The organism is Gluconacetobacter takamatsuzukensis (assembly GCF_014174275.1).
Lineage (GTDB): Bacteria > Pseudomonadota > Alphaproteobacteria > Acetobacterales > Acetobacteraceae > Gluconacetobacter > Gluconacetobacter takamatsuzukensis.
This window is the reverse complement of record NZ_JABEQK010000004.1, coordinates 36,202-52,639: the sequence shown is the minus strand read 5'-3', so window position 1 is coordinate 52,639 and position 16,438 is coordinate 36,202. Positions and strand designations below refer to the sequence as shown.

17 protein-coding genes are annotated in these 16,438 nt (G+C 66.9%); 1 reads left to right on the top strand and 16 read right to left on the bottom strand.

Going from position 1 to position 16,438, the window contains the following annotated elements; translation table 11 throughout:
• Positions 1 to 11: 11 nt before the first annotated feature.
• The 13 genes from rseP to folK form a co-directional block, all read right to left on the bottom strand.
• Positions 12 to 1,115: an RIP metalloprotease RseP gene (rseP, locus tag HLH27_RS06565; protein ID WP_182948892.1), complete on the bottom strand. Its 1,104-nt coding sequence runs from the start codon at positions 1,113 to 1,115 to the stop codon at positions 12 to 14.
• A gap of 65 nt (positions 1,116 to 1,180) precedes the next feature.
• Positions 1,181 to 2,338: a 1-deoxy-D-xylulose-5-phosphate reductoisomerase gene (gene dxr, locus HLH27_RS06560; RefSeq protein ID WP_182948890.1), complete on the bottom strand. Its 1,158-nt coding sequence runs from the start codon at positions 2,336 to 2,338 to the stop codon at positions 1,181 to 1,183.
• 37 nt (positions 2,339 to 2,375) lie between these two features.
• Entirely contained in the window at positions 2,376 to 3,290 is a 915-nt protein-coding gene (locus tag HLH27_RS06555; protein WP_338029855.1) for a phosphatidate cytidylyltransferase, read from the bottom strand.
• Positions 3,271 to 3,948: a polyprenyl diphosphate synthase gene (uppS, locus tag HLH27_RS06550; protein ID WP_182949252.1), complete on the bottom strand. Its 678-nt coding sequence runs from the start codon at positions 3,946 to 3,948 to the stop codon at positions 3,271 to 3,273. Before uppS ends, HLH27_RS06555 begins: the two co-directional genes overlap by 20 nt.
• Before the next feature lie 142 nt (positions 3,949 to 4,090).
• Positions 4,091 to 4,657: a ribosome recycling factor gene (frr, locus tag HLH27_RS06545; RefSeq protein WP_114727753.1), complete on the bottom strand. Its 567-nt coding sequence runs from the start codon at positions 4,655 to 4,657 to the stop codon at positions 4,091 to 4,093.
• A gap of 95 nt (positions 4,658 to 4,752) precedes the next feature.
• The gene (pyrH, locus tag HLH27_RS06540; protein ID WP_338029860.1) at positions 4,753 to 5,493 is read right to left on the bottom strand and encodes a UMP kinase; all 741 of its coding nucleotides are present in this window, start codon (positions 5,491 to 5,493) and stop codon (positions 4,753 to 4,755) included.
• Between the two features lie 133 nt (positions 5,494 to 5,626).
• Positions 5,627 to 6,520, bottom strand: a complete 894-nt coding sequence (era, locus tag HLH27_RS06535; protein WP_182948884.1) for a GTPase Era — start codon at positions 6,518 to 6,520, stop codon at positions 5,627 to 5,629.
• Between the two features lie 47 nt (positions 6,521 to 6,567).
• Positions 6,568 to 7,320 (bottom strand): ribonuclease III, encoded by a 753-nt coding sequence (gene rnc, locus HLH27_RS06530; protein ID WP_182948882.1) that lies wholly within the window; start codon positions 7,318 to 7,320, stop codon positions 6,568 to 6,570.
• On the bottom strand, positions 7,317 to 8,129 hold the full coding sequence (gene lepB / locus HLH27_RS06525) for a signal peptidase I (protein ID WP_182948880.1): 813 nt from the start codon (positions 8,127 to 8,129) through the stop codon (positions 7,317 to 7,319). Before lepB ends, rnc begins: the two co-directional genes overlap by 4 nt.
• Positions 8,130 to 8,207: 78 nt before the next feature.
• Positions 8,208 to 8,618: a holo-ACP synthase gene (acpS, locus tag HLH27_RS06520; RefSeq protein ID WP_182948878.1), complete on the bottom strand. Its 411-nt coding sequence runs from the start codon at positions 8,616 to 8,618 to the stop codon at positions 8,208 to 8,210.
• A complete protein-coding gene (locus tag HLH27_RS06515) occupies positions 8,615 to 10,963 on the bottom strand; it encodes a RelA/SpoT family protein (RefSeq protein ID WP_246375571.1) in 2,349 nt (782 codons plus the stop codon). Before HLH27_RS06515 ends, acpS begins: the two co-directional genes overlap by 4 nt.
• A gap of 4 nt (positions 10,964 to 10,967) precedes the next feature.
• The gene (gene rpoZ / locus HLH27_RS06510) at positions 10,968 to 11,363 is read right to left on the bottom strand and encodes a DNA-directed RNA polymerase subunit omega (protein WP_182948876.1); all 396 of its coding nucleotides are present in this window, start codon (positions 11,361 to 11,363) and stop codon (positions 10,968 to 10,970) included.
• 89 nt (positions 11,364 to 11,452) lie between these two features.
• Positions 11,453 to 11,950, bottom strand: coding sequence for a 2-amino-4-hydroxy-6-hydroxymethyldihydropteridine diphosphokinase (gene folK, locus HLH27_RS06505; RefSeq protein WP_182948874.1), 498 nt, complete (start codon positions 11,948 to 11,950; stop codon positions 11,453 to 11,455).
• A gap of 219 nt (positions 11,951 to 12,169) precedes the next feature.
• Between folK and HLH27_RS06500 the strand changes: the two genes are divergently transcribed.
• A complete protein-coding gene (locus HLH27_RS06500) occupies positions 12,170 to 12,787 on the top strand; it encodes a LabA-like NYN domain-containing protein (RefSeq protein WP_182948872.1) in 618 nt (205 codons plus the stop codon).
• Between the two features lie 57 nt (positions 12,788 to 12,844).
• Here the strand turns inward: HLH27_RS06500 and HLH27_RS06495 are convergent, their stop codons facing one another.
• The 3 genes from HLH27_RS06495 to msrP form a co-directional block, all read right to left on the bottom strand.
• Entirely contained in the window at positions 12,845 to 14,341 is a 1,497-nt protein-coding gene (locus HLH27_RS06495) for a malate:quinone oxidoreductase (RefSeq protein ID WP_182948870.1), read from the bottom strand.
• 399 nt (positions 14,342 to 14,740) lie between these two features.
• Positions 14,741 to 15,409 carry a protein-methionine-sulfoxide reductase heme-binding subunit MsrQ gene (gene msrQ / locus HLH27_RS06490; protein ID WP_182948868.1) on the bottom strand — a complete coding sequence of 223 codons (669 nt, stop codon included), beginning with the start codon at positions 15,407 to 15,409 and terminating at the stop codon, positions 14,741 to 14,743.
• Positions 15,409 to 16,362, bottom strand: a complete 954-nt coding sequence (msrP, locus tag HLH27_RS06485; protein WP_182948866.1) for a protein-methionine-sulfoxide reductase catalytic subunit MsrP — start codon at positions 16,360 to 16,362, stop codon at positions 15,409 to 15,411. The genes msrQ and msrP overlap by 1 nt, the downstream gene beginning before the upstream one ends.
• Positions 16,363 to 16,438: the final 76 nt, after the last annotated feature.

Here is a 16,438-nt window from a genome sequence, read left to right as displayed (position 1 = left end):
ATGCGGACGCGTTACCCGCTCAGTGACGCAACCCAGCGGAACAGGCCGAAATGCGAGAGGTCATTAAATGTAGAAAAGAGAAACAACCCCGCGACGACCGCGAACCCTGCCTGGAAACTGATATCGCGCACGCGGCGCGATACCGGGCGCCCCAGCAGCGCTTCCAGCCCATAGAACACCAGCCTACCCCCATCCAGCACGGGGATCGGAAACAAATTGATCAGCCCCAAATTGACCGAGAGCAGCGCCATGAACGATACGAGGCTAGCCACCCCGTAATGTGCCACTTGGCCCGACATCTGCGCGATGCGCAGCGGGCCGCCCAGATCCTTCGCGCTGTGTTGTCCGGTCAGCATCTGCCACAGCCCGTCCAGCGTCTGGACGGTCAGGCGCCACGTCTCCTGAACAGCAGCGCCAACAGCTGCAGGAGGAGACAGCGGCTTGCCGATCGTCGCGGTGAACATCACGCCAAGCTGTCCGGTCCGGTCACCGCTCTTGTCCGTCACGGTCCCGACAGTCACCGGAAGAGTCACCATCTGGTCGCCACGCCGAACCTCCAGTTCAGTACGCGCGCCCGGTTCCGCGGCCACCAGGGCCTGAATATCCGCGACGTCGGAGACCGCACGATCACCGATCCGTACGATCACGTCATCCAGCTTCACTCCGGCAGCCTCGGCCGCGCTGCCCGGCACGACCTGGCCCACCACATTGCGGATCTCTGGTCGGCCCGCAAACATGAACAGGCCGGCAAACAGCACAATAGCCAGCAGAAAATTGAACACTGGCCCGGCAACGATCACGATCGCCCGCGACAGCACCGGCTTGTCATGGAAGGTCCGCCCTGGCAGCCAAGCTTCCATCTGTTCCGGCGTCGCTTCCTCGGGCCCCTCAAACCCATGCGGCTTGACGTACCCACCCAGCGGAACGGGGCATAGCCGCCATTCGGTGCCTACCCGATCGTGCCATCGCAACAGGGGCCGCCCAAAGCCGATCGAGAAGACTTCGACATGCACCCCCCGCCAGCGGGCAGCCAGATAGTGGCCCAGTTCATGGATGAAGACCAAGACCCCCAGCACAAGGGCAAACGCAAGAACGGTCCGAAGCAGCTCGGGCATAATGATGGGTCAGCTCCTCATAACGATATCGCCGATCTCATGCCAAGGCGAGGCCCCGGCATAAGTCAGGCAGCGAGGGATGTCGTACTCAGACGGGCGGCACGGCGGGCTTCCTCGTCCCAATGCAGTACCTCTTCAAGTGAATCAGCACTCTGATGCCCCAAGGCCAACATCACGCCCTCGACCACCCGTGCGATGTCGAGAAACCCGATAGAACCGCCCAGGAACGCCTCGACTGCGATCTCATTCGCCGCCGACAGGATAGTGGGGGCAGCACCGCCCGCACGCAAGGATTCCCGCGCCAGCCGCAAAGCGGGAAAGCGCACCTCATCCGGTTCCTCGAAATCCATCCGACCCAACGCTGCTAGGTCAAGCCGGGGTGAATTCGTCGCCATACGTGCCGGCCACGCCAAGGTGTGAGCGATAGGGATCCGCATGTCGGCCGCCCCCATCTGCGCCACGATACTGCCATCGCTGTACTGCACGAAGCCGTGCACCACCGATTGCGGATGGACCACGACGCCGATCCTGTCCTCGGTCAGCGCGAACAGGCGCGCGGCCTCGATTACCTCTAGCCCCTTGTTGAACATGGTGGCCGAATCGATGGTGATCTTGGCACCCATTGTCCATGTCGGATGTTTCAGCGCGGCTTCCAACGTCGCCTTCTCCATCTCGGCGAGCGTGGCCCGGCGGAACGGCCCACCCGAGGCAGTGAGCACGATCTTTTCCACCTCGGCGATCTGGCGATCGGCCATCGATTGGAAGATCGCGTTATGTTCGGAATCGACCGGCAGCAGCGTGGCCCCGGCCTGCTCGACCGCGCGCAGCATGACATCGCCCGCGCAGACAAGGGCTTCTTTGTTTGCCAGCGCGACGAAGCCGCCATTTTGGACCGCCGCCAAGGTGGGTTCCAGCCCGATGGCCCCGGTGATGGCGGCCATAGTCCAGTCCACCGGACGGGCAGCGGCCTCGATCACCGCCTGGCGGCCGCCCGAGACCGTGATACCCGTGCCATCCAGAAGCCCGCGCAATTCCGGCAGGCGGCCCTCATCAGCGATGACGGCATGCTCGGCCCTCAGGGCACGGGCCTGTTCGGCCAGACGCTGGACATTGCGGCCCCCTACAAGGGCAACGGCTCGAAACCGCTCCGGCGCCTGCAACAGCAGATCGACCGTAGAGCAACCGATGCTACCGGTGCTGCCCAGGACGGTGACTGACTTCATGCCTCTTTCTTTCCTGCCGTTCGGCGTCGACACGCCATCATCCCAATTCGATCGCTGATCCGCCGGCGCGTGCGGGCGGCACTGCCTCCGCATGCGCCGTAAACAGGGCGGAAACCAGACCGGTGGGTGTCCCATACCAGAACGCCCCACCCCCCGCCGCCCCCAGAGACAGCAGAGCTGCCAGTGGCGCTGCGACCAGCAGCCCGTCGAAACGATCCAGCAACCCGCCATGCCCAGGAATGATCGTGCCGGAATCCTTGACCCCACGCGCGCGTTTCAGCGCACTTTCCGCCAAGTCCCCAATCTGGGCCGCCACGGCCATCAGCGCACCGAATGCCACTCCGCGCACCCACGCATCCGATCCGGACACCAGCGCGCAGATCAGTCCACCTGCCACCATGGCGCTGGCCAGCCCCCCCAGCGATCCCGACCATGTCTTGGCCGGCGAGATCGCCGGCGCAAGCTTGGGGCCACCGACTAGGCGGCCGATCAGATAGGCACCGCTGTCGCTGACGGCGACACAGGTGATGACGAATAGCACAACACCGGCGCCAGGCACCGTCATCAACCGTAGCCACAACAGGGCCAGGCCCGCACAGCCGATCACCACTTGGCCACTCCACAGTGCCGGCCCGAACACGAACGCACCGCCGATCACCAGAAAGGCCTCCAGCCAATGTCCGCCCAGCGCTGCCACCATGGCGGCAACCGGCCAGGCGACATACAGCGTGCCGCGCCAGGACCGAGCGTGCAGTCCGAACAAGCGCCCCCACTCCACGGCCATCCCCACAGTGGCCAACAGGACCAGCACTGCGTAAGCAGCGCCTCCCGCCCATATGCACAGCGCCGCCACGGACACCAGCACAGCGGCCGAAATCAGACGGGCGCGCAGATCCTTCCAGTTCCTGCCGGCACGCAACCCGGCGGGAGGCTCAGAGCGAGGGACGGGCACCGAATCGCCTTTCACGCCGGGCGAACACGTCCAGCGCCGCGTCGAAATGCTGTTCATTGAAATCCGGCCAGAGCGTGTCGAGAAACACCAATTCGGCATAGGCCGACTGCCAAAGGAGAAAATTGGATAACCGGCATTCACCGCTGGTCCGGATGATCAGATCGGGATCGGGAAGGTCCGCCGTAAGCAGGAAACGGCCGAACAGGGCCTCGTCCAGCCGTTCGGGGTCCAGCGCGCCATCCCGTACCGCCAGAGCCACATGCCTCGCCGCCTGCATGATGTCAGCCCGCCCGCCATAGGATAGCGCCAGCACAAGCGTCAGCCGGCGGTTTCCTGCCGTGACGTCCTCGGCCCGCTTTGCTTCGGCTCGCACATCATCATCGAAGCGCGACAGATCGCCTATGATGCGGATCCGCACGCCCTCGCGCGACAGTTCAGCTACCTTGTGCCGCAGATAATAGCGGAGCAGCGATGTCAGGTCCGCGACCTCGTCGGGCGTACGGCGCCAGTTCTCCGATGAGAAGGCATATAATGTCAGGTAGCCGACTCCGCGACTGATCGCGGCATGAACACAACGCCGCACCGCCTCGGCGCCCGCGCTGTGCCCCGCCGCGCGGGGCAGGCCGCGGGCCATGGCCCAGCGCCCGTTGCCATCCATGATCAACGCAACATGCCCCGGCGGAGCCGGAACAGCGCCGCCATTGCCCCGTCCCACCGCATCGGGAGGGGGTGTGGGGGTGGTCTGCGCATCTGTTGTCCCGGCCGCCGGGCCGGGTACGGAGCCCACGGTCACAGTGAGATCAGACCTGCTTGATCTCGCGTTCCTTCTCCGCGAGCATGTCGTCAATTCGCTTCACATACTGGTCGGTCAGCTTCTGAATCGCTTCGGACCAGACCTTCACGTCGTCCTGGCTGATTTCGCTTTTCTTTTCGAACGTCTTCGTCTGGTCCATTCCGTCGCGCCGCACGCCGCGCACCGCGATCTTCGCATTCTCGGAATATTTGCCGGCGGTGCGCGCCAGGTCGTTGCGGCGCTCCTCGGTCAACTGCGGAATGGGCACCCGAACCGTCTGGCCGTCCGCCGCCGGGTTCAGCCCCAGCCCGCTATCGCGAATTGCGCGCTCCACTGCGCCGACCAGAGACCGGTCCCACACCTGCACGGTCAGCATCCGCGCCTCAGGCACCGCGATCGACCCAACCTGCGTCAACGGCACTTCACCACCATAAGCCTCGACCCGCACCGGCTCGATCAGGGCGGGGCTAGCCCGTCCCGACCGCAATCCCGCGAAATCGCGACGCAGGCTCTCCAGCGCGCCGTCCATCCGGCGGACAAGGTCATCCAGCAGTGTCTTCTGATCAGCAGCCACAGTGGCCCTCCACACTCAAACAGGGCGGCCGCGGGAGCGGCCGCCCGTCACATCTATAATATTCCCGCCACATGATCGTCGGGCCGGCCTGACTGTCAGGACGCCTCGACGATCTTGGTATACAGACCCTCGCCCCGCATCACCTGGGGAAATGCTCCTGGCGCATGGATATTAAACACCAGAATCGGCAGCCGGTTCTCACGCGCCAGACTGATAGCAGCGGCATCCATCACATGCAGGTCGCGCGCCAGAACATCCAGATAGGTCAGCGTCTCAAAGCGCGTAGCATCCGCGACCTTGCGCGGGTCGGCGGAATAGACACCATCGACCTGCGTGCCCTTCAGCAGCGCGTCGCAATCCATTTCGGCGGCGCGCAGCGCGGCTGCCGTGTCGGTCGTGAAGAACGGATTGCCCGTCCCCGCCGCGAAAATGACGACACGGCCCTTTTCCATATGGCGAACGGCACGCCGGCGGATGTAGGGCTCGGCCACCGACGACATATGGATGGCTGACATCACCCGCGTCGGCACGCCATGCCGCTCCAGTGCATTCTGCACCATCAAGGCATTGATTACAGTCGCCAGCATGCCGGCATAATCGCCCTGCGCCCGGTCCATGCCCCGTGCGGCCGCAGCGACACCACGGAAGATGTTGCCGCCGCCGATCACCAGGCAGACCTCGACCCCGGCGCGGGCCACGGTGGCCACATCTCCTGCGATGGTGTCCACCATTTCAGGGTCGATGCCGTACGAGCCGTCACCCATCAGGGCTTCGCCCGAAATTTTCAGCAGGACACGGCGGTAACCCTGAACGTCTTGTGCTTCACGATCCGTCACGAGGTCCCCCGATTGCTTATATAATGGCTCCTGACGAGGGCTGTCCCCGGGCTGGGCCACATTCACGCCGACCCTCTTATCTCCCATGAGGACCGGTCACAAGCACGCTCGTCGTTCCAAAATCATTCCCCGTTTAAGAGGCATCGTCCAGTCCGATCGCGCGCAGGCGCGCTTTCTCTTCGTCCCAGCCAGCACGTTCCTTGACGTTCAGAAACAGATGGCATGTCCTGCCCAGAAGACGCGACAGATCCTTGCGCGCCTTCTCCCCAATCGAACGGATCCGGCTTCCTTTCTCGCCGATCAGGATCGCCTTGTGCCCTGCCCGCGCCACATAGATCGTGACCTCGATCCGCACCGAACCGTCGGGCTGCTCGCGAAAGCTCTCGGTCTCGGCGGTTGCGGCGTAGGGCACCTCTTCGTGGGTCTGAAGAAAGATCTGTTCGCGCACCAGTTCGGCCGCCAGGAGGCGATCGGGCAGGTCAGTCAGGTCGTCCTCGGGATACAGATACGGCCCCTCGGGCACCGCGGCACCCAGTGCGTCCAGCAGATCGTCCACCCCGTCGCCGCTGCGCGCGCTGACCATGTAGACATGTTCCACATTCAGCAGGCCGGACAATTCGGCCGTCAGCGGCAGCAGCGCCTGGCGGTCAACGAGGTCGGTCTTGTTCAGCACCAGCCAGACGCGGCGGCGCGTCTTCGCCAGTTGCTCGATAATGGGGCGTACCGTTTCGCACAGGCCACGACGCGCATCGATCAGCAGCAGCGTGATGTCGGCATCCTCGGCACCGGTCCACGCTGCCGCCACCATCGCGCGGTCCAGCCGACGACGAGGCTTGAAGATGCCCGGTGTATCCACCAGCAGGATCTGGCTGGCGCCGCGCATCAGAATGCCCAGCACGCGAAAGCGAGTAGTCTGCGCCTTCGGACTGACGATGGACAGCTTTGCCCCCGCCATCCGGTTCAGCAATGTCGATTTCCCGGCATTCGGCGCACCGACGATGGCGACAAAGCCGCAGCGGGTGGTCATATCCTATACCCTTTCCGGCGAGGTCATCCCCTCGCCACAATAATCCGTCATCCGATCCGCCGCAGCAGGTCTGCAGCCGCAGCGCTTTCGGCCGCGCGCTTGCTGCCCGCCTCCCCTTCGCCCGACTGGCCGCCGGCCGTTACCGCGATTACGAACCGGGGGGCATGCGACGGCCCATCGACCAGTACGGTCCGATAGGACGGCAGCGGTTGGCCGCGGGCCAGCACCCATTCCTGCAACGCGGTCTTGGGGTCCTTGGGGGGGCGGGCCTGGGCGATGATTGCGTCATTCCAGGCCGAGCGCACGAAGCGACGTGCGGGTTCCAGCCCACCATCCAGATACATTGCGCCCAGAATCGCCTCGACCGCGTCGGCCAGCACGTTGGCGACCTGGCGGACGCCGGCGCGGGCCTCGTGCTCGGCCACGTCAAGGGCCTGCGTCAGATCCATTGTGCCGGCGATGGTGGCCAGGATCGGGCGGGAGACCAGATGGGCGTGGCGGGGGCCGAGTGCGCCTTCCTGCTCGTCGGGGAAGCGTTCCAGCAGCCATTCGGCCATGAGCAGGCCGAGGACGCGGTCGCCTATGAATTCCAGCCGTTCGTTGGATCCGGCGCCGCGGCGGGAGGCGGGCTGGCGGCCGCGGCGGCCGGAGCCGCCGCTGCGCTGATGGGCGGCGGAGCGATGGGTGAGCGCCTCGCGCAGGAGGTCGGGGCGGCGGAAATGGTAGCCCAGCCGTGCCTCGACCGAGGCGACGTCGGCGCCCGGCGGTGCGACGTCGTCCACGGTGCCTTCGCTGCTCATTGCACGCCCATGAACAGGCGGTTCCAGCGGATTTCGGCGGGCCACATCCAGAAGGCCCAGACCGGGTAGCGGGTATCGAGCGACAGGAAGATCCACTTGGCCTGGCCGATCAGATTCTCCATGGGGACGAAGCCCAGATCCTGCGGATCGTCGCCCATGAAGCGGCTGTCGGCGCTGTCGTCGCGATTGTCGCCCATCGCGAAGAAATAGCCCGGCGGCACGACGTAGACGGGCGTATCGTTTTGAAATCCCTCGTTTGTCAACTTGAGGATATCGTGCTCGACCGGCGGGGCGCCGGCGCTGCCGGGCAGGGTTTCCCGGAAGCGCTGGCCTTCCATGCGGGTCCGGTGCTCGTCCACCGCGACGTAATCGCCCTCGGTCACGCGGGGGACCAGCACATCGTTGAGATAGAGCTCGCCCCCGCGCACCTGCACCCGGTCGCCGGGCAGGCCGACGATGCGCTTGATGTAGTCGATTGACGTGTCCTTGGTGAAGCGGAAGACCGCGACATCGCCGCGATGGGGCGTGCGTTCCAGGACCCGGCCGCTGAACAGTTCGGGCGAAAAGGGCAGCGAGAAATGGGAGTAGCCGTAGCTGTATTTGGCCACCCAGAGATAGTCGCCGACCTGGAGGGTCGGGATCATCGAGCCGGACGGGATATTGAACGGCTCGAACAGGATGGTGCGCACGCCGATCGCCAGCGTCAGGGCGACGACGATGGTGCGGACCAGGTCCCAGGCCCCGCGCAAGGCCGGAAGAATACCCCCTGACGGGAGGGGTGTCGTGTGGGTCTTGTGCGGGTCGTCCATAGGGATGATGTCTGAATCCGGAGGTGATGCGAGGGGCGGCCGGGAGGCCGGAGGATGGCGCGCGACCTTAGCCCGATCCTAGGGCGGGGGACCAGCGTCGATCATCACCTGCGCGAACGCGTAGGGATATTCGTCGGTCATGGTCAGGAGAATCCGGGCGTCCGCGCCGGGCGGCAGCAGGGCCGCCAGCCGCGCCTGGGCCCCGCCGGTCAACACCATGACGGGCTGGCCGGTCGGCAGGTTGTCGACCCCCAGGTCGCGATGGAACACGCCCTGCGAGAAGCCCGTGCCCAGTGCCTTGGCGCAGGCTTCCTTGGCCGCCCAGCGCTTGGCGTAGGCGCCGAGCCGGGCCTGGCCCTGCCGCCGGTCGGCGCGGCGGCGCTCGGCCTCGGTGAACACGCGGTCGAGGAACCGTTCGCCGTGGCGGGCCAGCGCGCGTTCGATGCGGCGGATGTCGCACAGGTCGGACCCGATGCCGAGCAGGCTCATCCCTTCGCCCGCTCTACCTGGACGACGCCGCTGGCCGCGCGCATCGCCGCGATCAGCGACGACAGGTGGCGCAGGTCCCGGACCTCGATATCCGCCAGGATCTCCATGAAATCGAGCTGGCGGTTCACGATGCGCAGGTTGACGATGGTGCCGTCATGCTTGGAGGCGACATTGGTCAGCGTGGCGAGAATCGAGGGCTCGTTGGCGGCGACGATGCTCAGCCGGCCGATATGCGGCTCGCCCGTGCCGCGGCCGATCACGTCGTAATCCCAGTCCACGTCCATGAAGCGCTCGGGGGTCGCGGCGAAGCTTTCCAGAGTCTGGCAGCCGGCGGTGTGGATGGTGATGCCCTTGCCGGTCGCGACGATGCCCACGATCCGGTCGCCCGGCAGGGGGTGGCAGCAGCCGGCGAAATGGACCGCGATGCCCGGCCCGATGCCGGCCAGCGCCATGCCGCCGCCCGTCTTGGCCCGGCCGGTGCGGGCCGGGGCGCGCATGGGCAGGCCCGGCACCATGCGCGGCGCGCGCGGGGTCTGGCGCAGTTCGGGGTAGGCCGCGTGCACCACGTCGCGCGGCCCGATATTGCCGTTGCCGACCGCGACGTACAGATCTTCGACCGTCGCCTGCTTGAGGTCGGGCAGGATGCTTTCCAGCACCTTTTCGGACCCGTCCACGCCCTCTTGCCGGAAGGCCTTGGCCAAGGCGGCGCGGCCGCCGTCGACATGGGCCTCGCGCTGCTGGGCGGCCACATGGCGGCGGATGCGGGCCCGCGCCTTGCCGGTGACGACGAACCGCTCCCACGACGGCGAGGGCGTGCCGCCGCGCGCGGTCATGATTTCGACCTGGTCGCCGTTCTGCAATTCGTGACGCAGCGGCATCAGCCGCCCGTTGATGCGCGCGCCGACGCAGGTATCGCCGACCTGGCTGTGCACCGCATAGGCGAAATCGACCGGGGTCGCCCCCCGGGGCAGCGAGATGAGCTGCCCCTTGGGCGAGAAGCAGAAGACCTGGTCCTGGTAGAGTTCGAGCTTGGTGTTTTCCAGGAATTCGTCGGGTGCCGCCGAATCCTCGAGGATGTCCAGCAGGTCCTGGACCCAGCGCAGGCCCGTGACCACCTGCGCGCCGGCGCCGCCGGCACCGGGCAACTGCTTGTACATCCAGTGCGAGGCCACGCCGTTTTCGGCGATGTCGTGCATCTCCGCGGTGCGGATCTGTACCTCGATCTTCTGGTTGCGCGGATAGCGCAGCGTCACGCCCGTATGCAGGCTCTGGTAGCCGTTGGCCTTGGGGGTGGAGATGTAGTCCTTGAACCGGCCGACGATGACGGGAAAGGCGGCATGGACCGCCCCCAGCGCCACGTAGCAGGCCTCACGCGTCGGCACGAGGATGCGGAAGGCCATGATGTCGGAAAGCTGCTCGAAGGCGACATTGCGCTTCTGCATCTTTTCCCAGATCGAGAACGGGGATTTCTCGCGCCCCGAGACCTCGACCTCGCCCAGTCCGGCCTCGCGGCACAGGCGGACCAGTTCGCGCCGGACTTCCTCGATCACGTCGGCGCCCTGGCCGCGCAGATAGTTGAGGCGCGCGCGGATGGTGGTGTTGGCCTCCGGCTCCAGCTCCGCGAAGGACAGGTTCTGGAGTTCGGTCTTGACCTTGTCCATGCCGATGCGGCCGGCGAGCGGCGCATAGATTTCCATGGTCTCGCGCGCGATGCGCTGGCGCCGGTCGAGCCGCTGCACGTAATGCAGCGTGCGCATGTTGTGCAGCCGGTCCGCCAGCTTGACGATCAGCACCCGGATGTCCTTGGACATCGCGAGGACCAGCTTGCGGAAATTCTCGGCCTGCTTGGTGCGGTCGGACTGGAGTTCCAGCCTTGTCAGCTTGGTGACGCCATCCACCAGGTCGGCGATGGCTGGGCCGAATTCGGCACGCAGCCGCTCGTGCGTGACGCCGGTATCCTCGATCGTGTCGTGCAGCAGCGCGGTTGCGATGGAGGACGGGTCGAGATGGAAGCCGGCGAGGATGCTGGCGACCGCCAGCGGATGGGTGATGTAGGGGTCGCCATTATCGCGGACCTGCCCGGCATGGGCTTCCTGCGCCACGGCGAAGGCGCGGCGGATCAGGTCGAGATCGGCATCCGGGGCGTAGGCGCGGACGCGGCGTACCAGCCCCTCGCAGGAAATGACGCGGGCGGGGGGCGGCGCATCGGCCACCGCCCCGCCCGTGGAGTCAGGCGCGGAGGACGCAGAGGAAACCGGACCCCCGTCATCGCCCGACGCCGGCAGGGCCGGCACCTGGGCGGTGACATGGACCGTATCGGCAGGGCCGGCCGCGTCCGCTGCCATTGGCTTATCGCCGCGTACGGCCGCCCAGCTCGGCCTCGATCGCGGCCTCCAGCTCTTCGGCCGACATGCCGGCGCCGTGGGACGCCTCTTCCTCGGCCGAGACGTCCTGAAGGCCGAAGATGTTCTGCTCGGTCGGGATCAGGTCCATCACTTCCTCGTCCGCCGGCTCGGGCTCGGGCGCGCGGGCCAGCGAGCGGACCAGGTCGGTGCGGATCTGTTCGAGTTCGATCGTCTGGTCCGCGATTTCGCGCAGCGCGACGACCGGGTTCTTGTCGTTGTCGCGGTCGATCGTCATCTCCTCGCCACGCGACAGGCCGCGCGCGCGCTGCGCCGCCAGCAGAACCAGCTCGAAGCGATTGGGAACCCGTTCAACGCAATCTTCGACGGTGACGCGAGCCATGAGGCAGGCCTCCGGTATATAAATTAGTTAAAAAAACAATTTTATCCACACCGCCGCGCAAACGCAAGGCCGGACTGGGGGAGCCCCCCTCAATCGTCCGCCATGCGGTGGATCTGCTGGTCCGCCACGCCGGCGACCAGGGACCCGATCGTATCGCCGGTGCGGGGATCGCGCCAGTCCGGCGCCACGTCGCGCAGCGGCAGCAGGACGAAAGCCCGCTGCCCGGCCCGCGGATGGGGCAGGATCGGGTCGGGCGCGTCGCGCACGCAGGGGCCCATCGCCACGATATCGAGGTCCAGCGGGCGCGCGGCGTTGGCGACCGTGCGCCGCCGCCCGGCCTCGGCCTCGATCGCCTGCAAGGCGGCGAGGAGCGCGGCGGGATCGATCGTGCCTTCGGCCCGCGCCACGCCGTTGACATAGGGCGGCTGGCCCGAGGGGGGGACCGGCGCGCTTTCGTACCATGCCGAGACCGCGACCACCCGCAGGCCGGGGATGGCGGCGATGCGCCCGACCGCCCAGCGGCAGGTTTCGAGCGGCGTGCCGCCGTCCGCGCGCGGCAGGTTGGCACCGATGGCGATGAGGATCATGGCGCGCGGCGCCCGGCCGGCGACGGGACCTGCGCGGGGCGCGCGGCCTGTCGGAATGGTGTTTTCGCGCTCTGCGAAAGGAACGACATTGTCTTATTCGACCGTATCAATTTGCCCCCGACAGCTTTAACCTGCCATCCGGCGGGCATATTGTTAAGTGCGGCAATCAATCCGCGTGACATTTCAAGCTCTGGCTACGCTACAAGGATTCTAAGGCCCATGTTTTTTCAACCCGACGAACGCGCATGTCTTTTTATCGACGGCTCAAGTCTTTACTCGGCCTCTCGTCATCTGGGATTCGATGTCGATTACCGCAATCTTCTGACCTTCTTTCGTTCGAAATGCCACGTTATTCGTGCCTATTATTACTCCGCGATCCTGGAGAGCGAGGAATATTCTCCGCTCAAGCCCCTGACCGACTGGCTGGTCTATAACGGATATTCGCTCGTCACCAAGACGGCGCGGGAATTCGTCGACCAGAACGGGCGGCGGCGCGTAAAGGGCAGCATGGATATCGAACTGGCCGTCGACATGATGGAGATGGCCCCCCGGACCGACCATGCCATCCTGTTCAGCGGCGATGCGGATTTCCGCCGGCTGCTGGAGAGCGTGCAGCGCCAGGGCGTGCGGACCACGGTCATCTCGTCGGTGCGTACCTCGCCGCCCCTGATCGGCGACGATCTGCGGCGGCAGGCCGACCAGTTTATCGACCTGGCCGATATCGCGTCGCACTTCACCCGCCGCCAGGGCGAGGCGCGCGGGGCGCGCCAGCAGCAGGCGCCGGTGCGCCACCCCGCCGACCAGTTCAGCGAACTGGACCACGACGACGAGGACTGACATCGCCCACCGCCGGGCGGGGCGGACCGCCCTGCCCGGCCCGCGGCCCGTGGGCCCTCAGCCTTCGAGTTGGAGGCTGCGCGTCGTCCAGTCATGGACATGGGCGCACAGGTCGGGCCGGTCGGCCAGCGGCGCGCCGTAGGACGGAATCATTTCCTTGAGCTTCGCGTCCCAGCGCGGCAGTTCGGCGGCGAAGCATTTGCGGATCACGGTCAGCATGATCGACACCGCCGTGGACGCGCCCGGCGAGGCGCCCAGCAGGGCCGCGACCGTGCCGTTGGCACCGGTGACGACTTCGGTGCCGAATTGCAGCACGCCGCCCTTCTTGGCGTCCTTCTTGATGACCTGCACGCGCTGGCCGGCCACGATCAGCTCCCAATCCTCGGCCCGGGCGTTGGGGACGAAGTCGCGCAGGGCGTTCAGGCGCGTTTCGTTGGATTGCAGCACCTGCTGCACCAGGTAGCGGGTGAGCGGCATGTTGTCGCGCGCCACGGCCAGCATGGCGCCCAGATTGTCCATGCGAATCGATTTCGGCAGGTCCCACAGCGAGCCCTGCTTGAGGAACTTGGTCGAGAAGCCGGCATAGGGGCCGAACAGCAGCCCCTCCTTGCCGTCGATCACGCGGGTATCGAGATGGGGCACCGACATCGGCGGCGCGCCGACCGACGCCTTGCCGTAGACCTTGGCATGGTGGCGGGCCACGATGTCCGGGTTGGTGCAGCGCAGGAACTGGCCGCTGACGGGGAAGCCGCCGACGCCCTTGGATTCGGGGATGCTGGTCTTTTGCAGCAGCGGCAGCGCGCCGCCGCCGGCACCGATGAAGACGAAGCGCGCGGCCACCGACGCCGTGGTGTTGGCCGCAAGGTCGCGCACCGAGATGCGCCATGCGCCGGAGGCGTCCTGCTTCAGGTCCTCGACCTCGTGCGACAGTTTCAGGTCGAAACCGGACTGGCCGGCCAGGAAGTTGACCAGCAGGTGCGTCAGCGCGCCGAAATTGACGTCGGTGCCCGACGCGATCCAGGTCGCGGCCAGCTTGGTGCCGGCGGTGCGCCCTTCCATGACCAGCGGCATCCACTGCGCGAGCTGCGCCGGGTCGGTCGAGAAGCGCATGCCGCTGAACAGCGGGTGGTCCTTCAGGGCCTCATAGCGGCGGCGCAGATAGTCGCAATTCTCGTCGCCCCACACGAAGCTCATGTGCGGAATCGGGTTGAGGAAGGCGCGGGGCGAGGCGATGACGCCCGATTCGACCAGATAGGCCCAGAACTGGCGTGAAAGCTGGAAGGCCTCGTTCACGCCCACCGCCTTGGAGATGTCGATCGTGCCGTCGGCGCGCGCGGGGGTGTAGTTGAGCTCGCACAGCGCGGAATGGCCCGTGCCGGCATTGTTCCAGGCGTTGGAGCTTTCCTTCGCCACGTCGTCCAGCCGTCCGAACATCCCGATCGACCAGTCGGGCTGAAGAAGCTTGAGAAGCGCGCCCAGCGTCGCGCTCATGACCCCTCCGCCGATCAGGACGACGTCATAGGCGGATTCGGTTCGGGTCGTATTCGAGGTCATGACATTCTCCGGAACGAGGCGCGCAGGCCGAGGCCTGTGAAGACGGTCTGGGCCGCCGGTCCCATCGCGGCGGACCGAAGGCGGGAAAGGATATGGTCCATGAGCCGGACGAACGTGAACCGGGCGGCATGCGGGCCGTATCGTCGCGGACAGTCCGCACATCGCACATACGGTATCGCACAGCCATAACCCGGTCCGGCCCGCCGGAACGCACCAACCTCTTGCCACCTGAACCGGTATTCCGAGACATCATCTCTGCGCGAGCCGATCCGGGGCCGCCGCGTTGGCCGCGACCGGCGGGGGGTGAAGAGCGATTGCGCCTTTCCCTTCTCCGACCTGCCATTTTCGGGACTTTCTTCCCGAAATGGCCGGCTCATCCATTCCACCAGCGCATGACTGTCAGGCTTCCCCCGCATCGTCGCGTGGGAACTCCCTGCCGCCGTCGCGGCCGGCGGCCGAGGCGGGCCGGCGCCTGCCGCGCCGGGCGGCCGTCCGCCAGACGCGGAAGGCCAGCAGCGCCGCCACGACGAGGCCGTAGAGCAGGGTTTCGACCCGTATGACCTTGAAAGAGAGGACGAAATGGATGGCGGCGCAGATGGCCGCCGCGTAGACCCAGCGATGCAGCGCCTGCCAGCGCCGGCCCAGCCGGCGGATCGCCCAGCCGTTGGAGGTCGCGGCCAGGGCGGCCAGGATGGTGAAGGCGGCCATGCCCAGGATGATGAACGGCCGCCTGGTCACGTCGGCCAGCAGGGTGCGCAGGTCGAACCCCAGGTCGAGCGCCACATAGGCCGTGAGGTGGAACAGCGCGTACCAGAAGGCCAGCAGCCCCAGCGCGCGGCGGTAGCGGAGCAGGTTGATGCCCGCCAGGTCGCGCAGCGGCGCGATGCACAGCGACAGGATGAGGAACCGCAGGGCCCACAGGCCCAGCGTACGCTCGAAGACATTGACCGGATCGGCCCCCAGCCGGTCGGTCGCCCCCTGGACGAACGACACCGCCGCCGGCACCAGCCCGATGCCGTACAGCGCCAGCCGGACGAGGCCGGCCGAGCGCACGCGCCGCGACGCCATCAGAAATCGCGCCGCAGGTCCATGCCGGCGTACAGGCCCGCCACCTGCGCGCCATAGCCGTTGAACGGGAGGGTCGGCTGCCGGGAGGCGCCGAAGAACCCGCCGGTGCCGATGGGCCGCTCGCTCGCCTGGCTCCAGCGCGGATGGTCCACGGCCGGATTGACGTTGGCGTAGAACCCGTATTCGTCGGGCGCGCGGACGTTCCACGAGGTGCGGGGCATGCGGTCGGTCAGGCGGATGCGCACGACCGACTTGATGCCCTTGAACCCGTATTTCCACGGCACGACCAGCCGCACCGGCGCGCCGTTCTGGTTGGGCAGGGTCTGGCCGTAGAGCCCGACCGCCAGGATGGTGAGCGGGTGCAGGGCCTCGTCGAGGCGCAGCGCCTCGACATAGGGCCAGTCCAGCACCGGCAGCACCCCGCCCTGCCCCGGCATCTGCGACGGGCGCACCACCGATTCGAAGGCGACGTATTTCGCGCTGCCCAGTGGCTCGACCTCCGCCAGCAGGTCGCGCAGGGCGAATCCGATCCAGGGGATGACCATCGACCAGGCCTCGACACAGCGCATGCGATAGATCCGCTCTTCCAGGGGCCGGGCCAGCAGGGCGTCGATGTCATACGTGCGGGGCTTGGCCACCATGCCGTCTACCCGGATGGTCCACGGGCGCGGCTGGAAGTCGGCGGACCGGTCGGCCGGGTCGGTCTTCTCCAGCCCGAATTCGTAGAAATTATTGTAGTGTGTCACGTCGCGCAGCGGGGTGGGCTTCAACCCCGCGTTCGACAGGGCGCCGGGGCGGGCTGCCAGGTCGGCCGCGCCGGCCGCGCGCGGCGGCATGACCAGGCCCGTGAGGCCGGCGGCCGCGCCGGCCGCCAGCAGGTCGCGCCGCGACAACCAGGCCCGGTGCGGCGTGATCGACGAGGGCGGGGGCGCGGGATAGCGAAAGACACGCATGCGGGGCCTTATCTGCTGGGTTCCGGGTTTGCCGGGTTTCGGGCCGGCCGGGGCGTGACACCGCCGGGATCGTCCG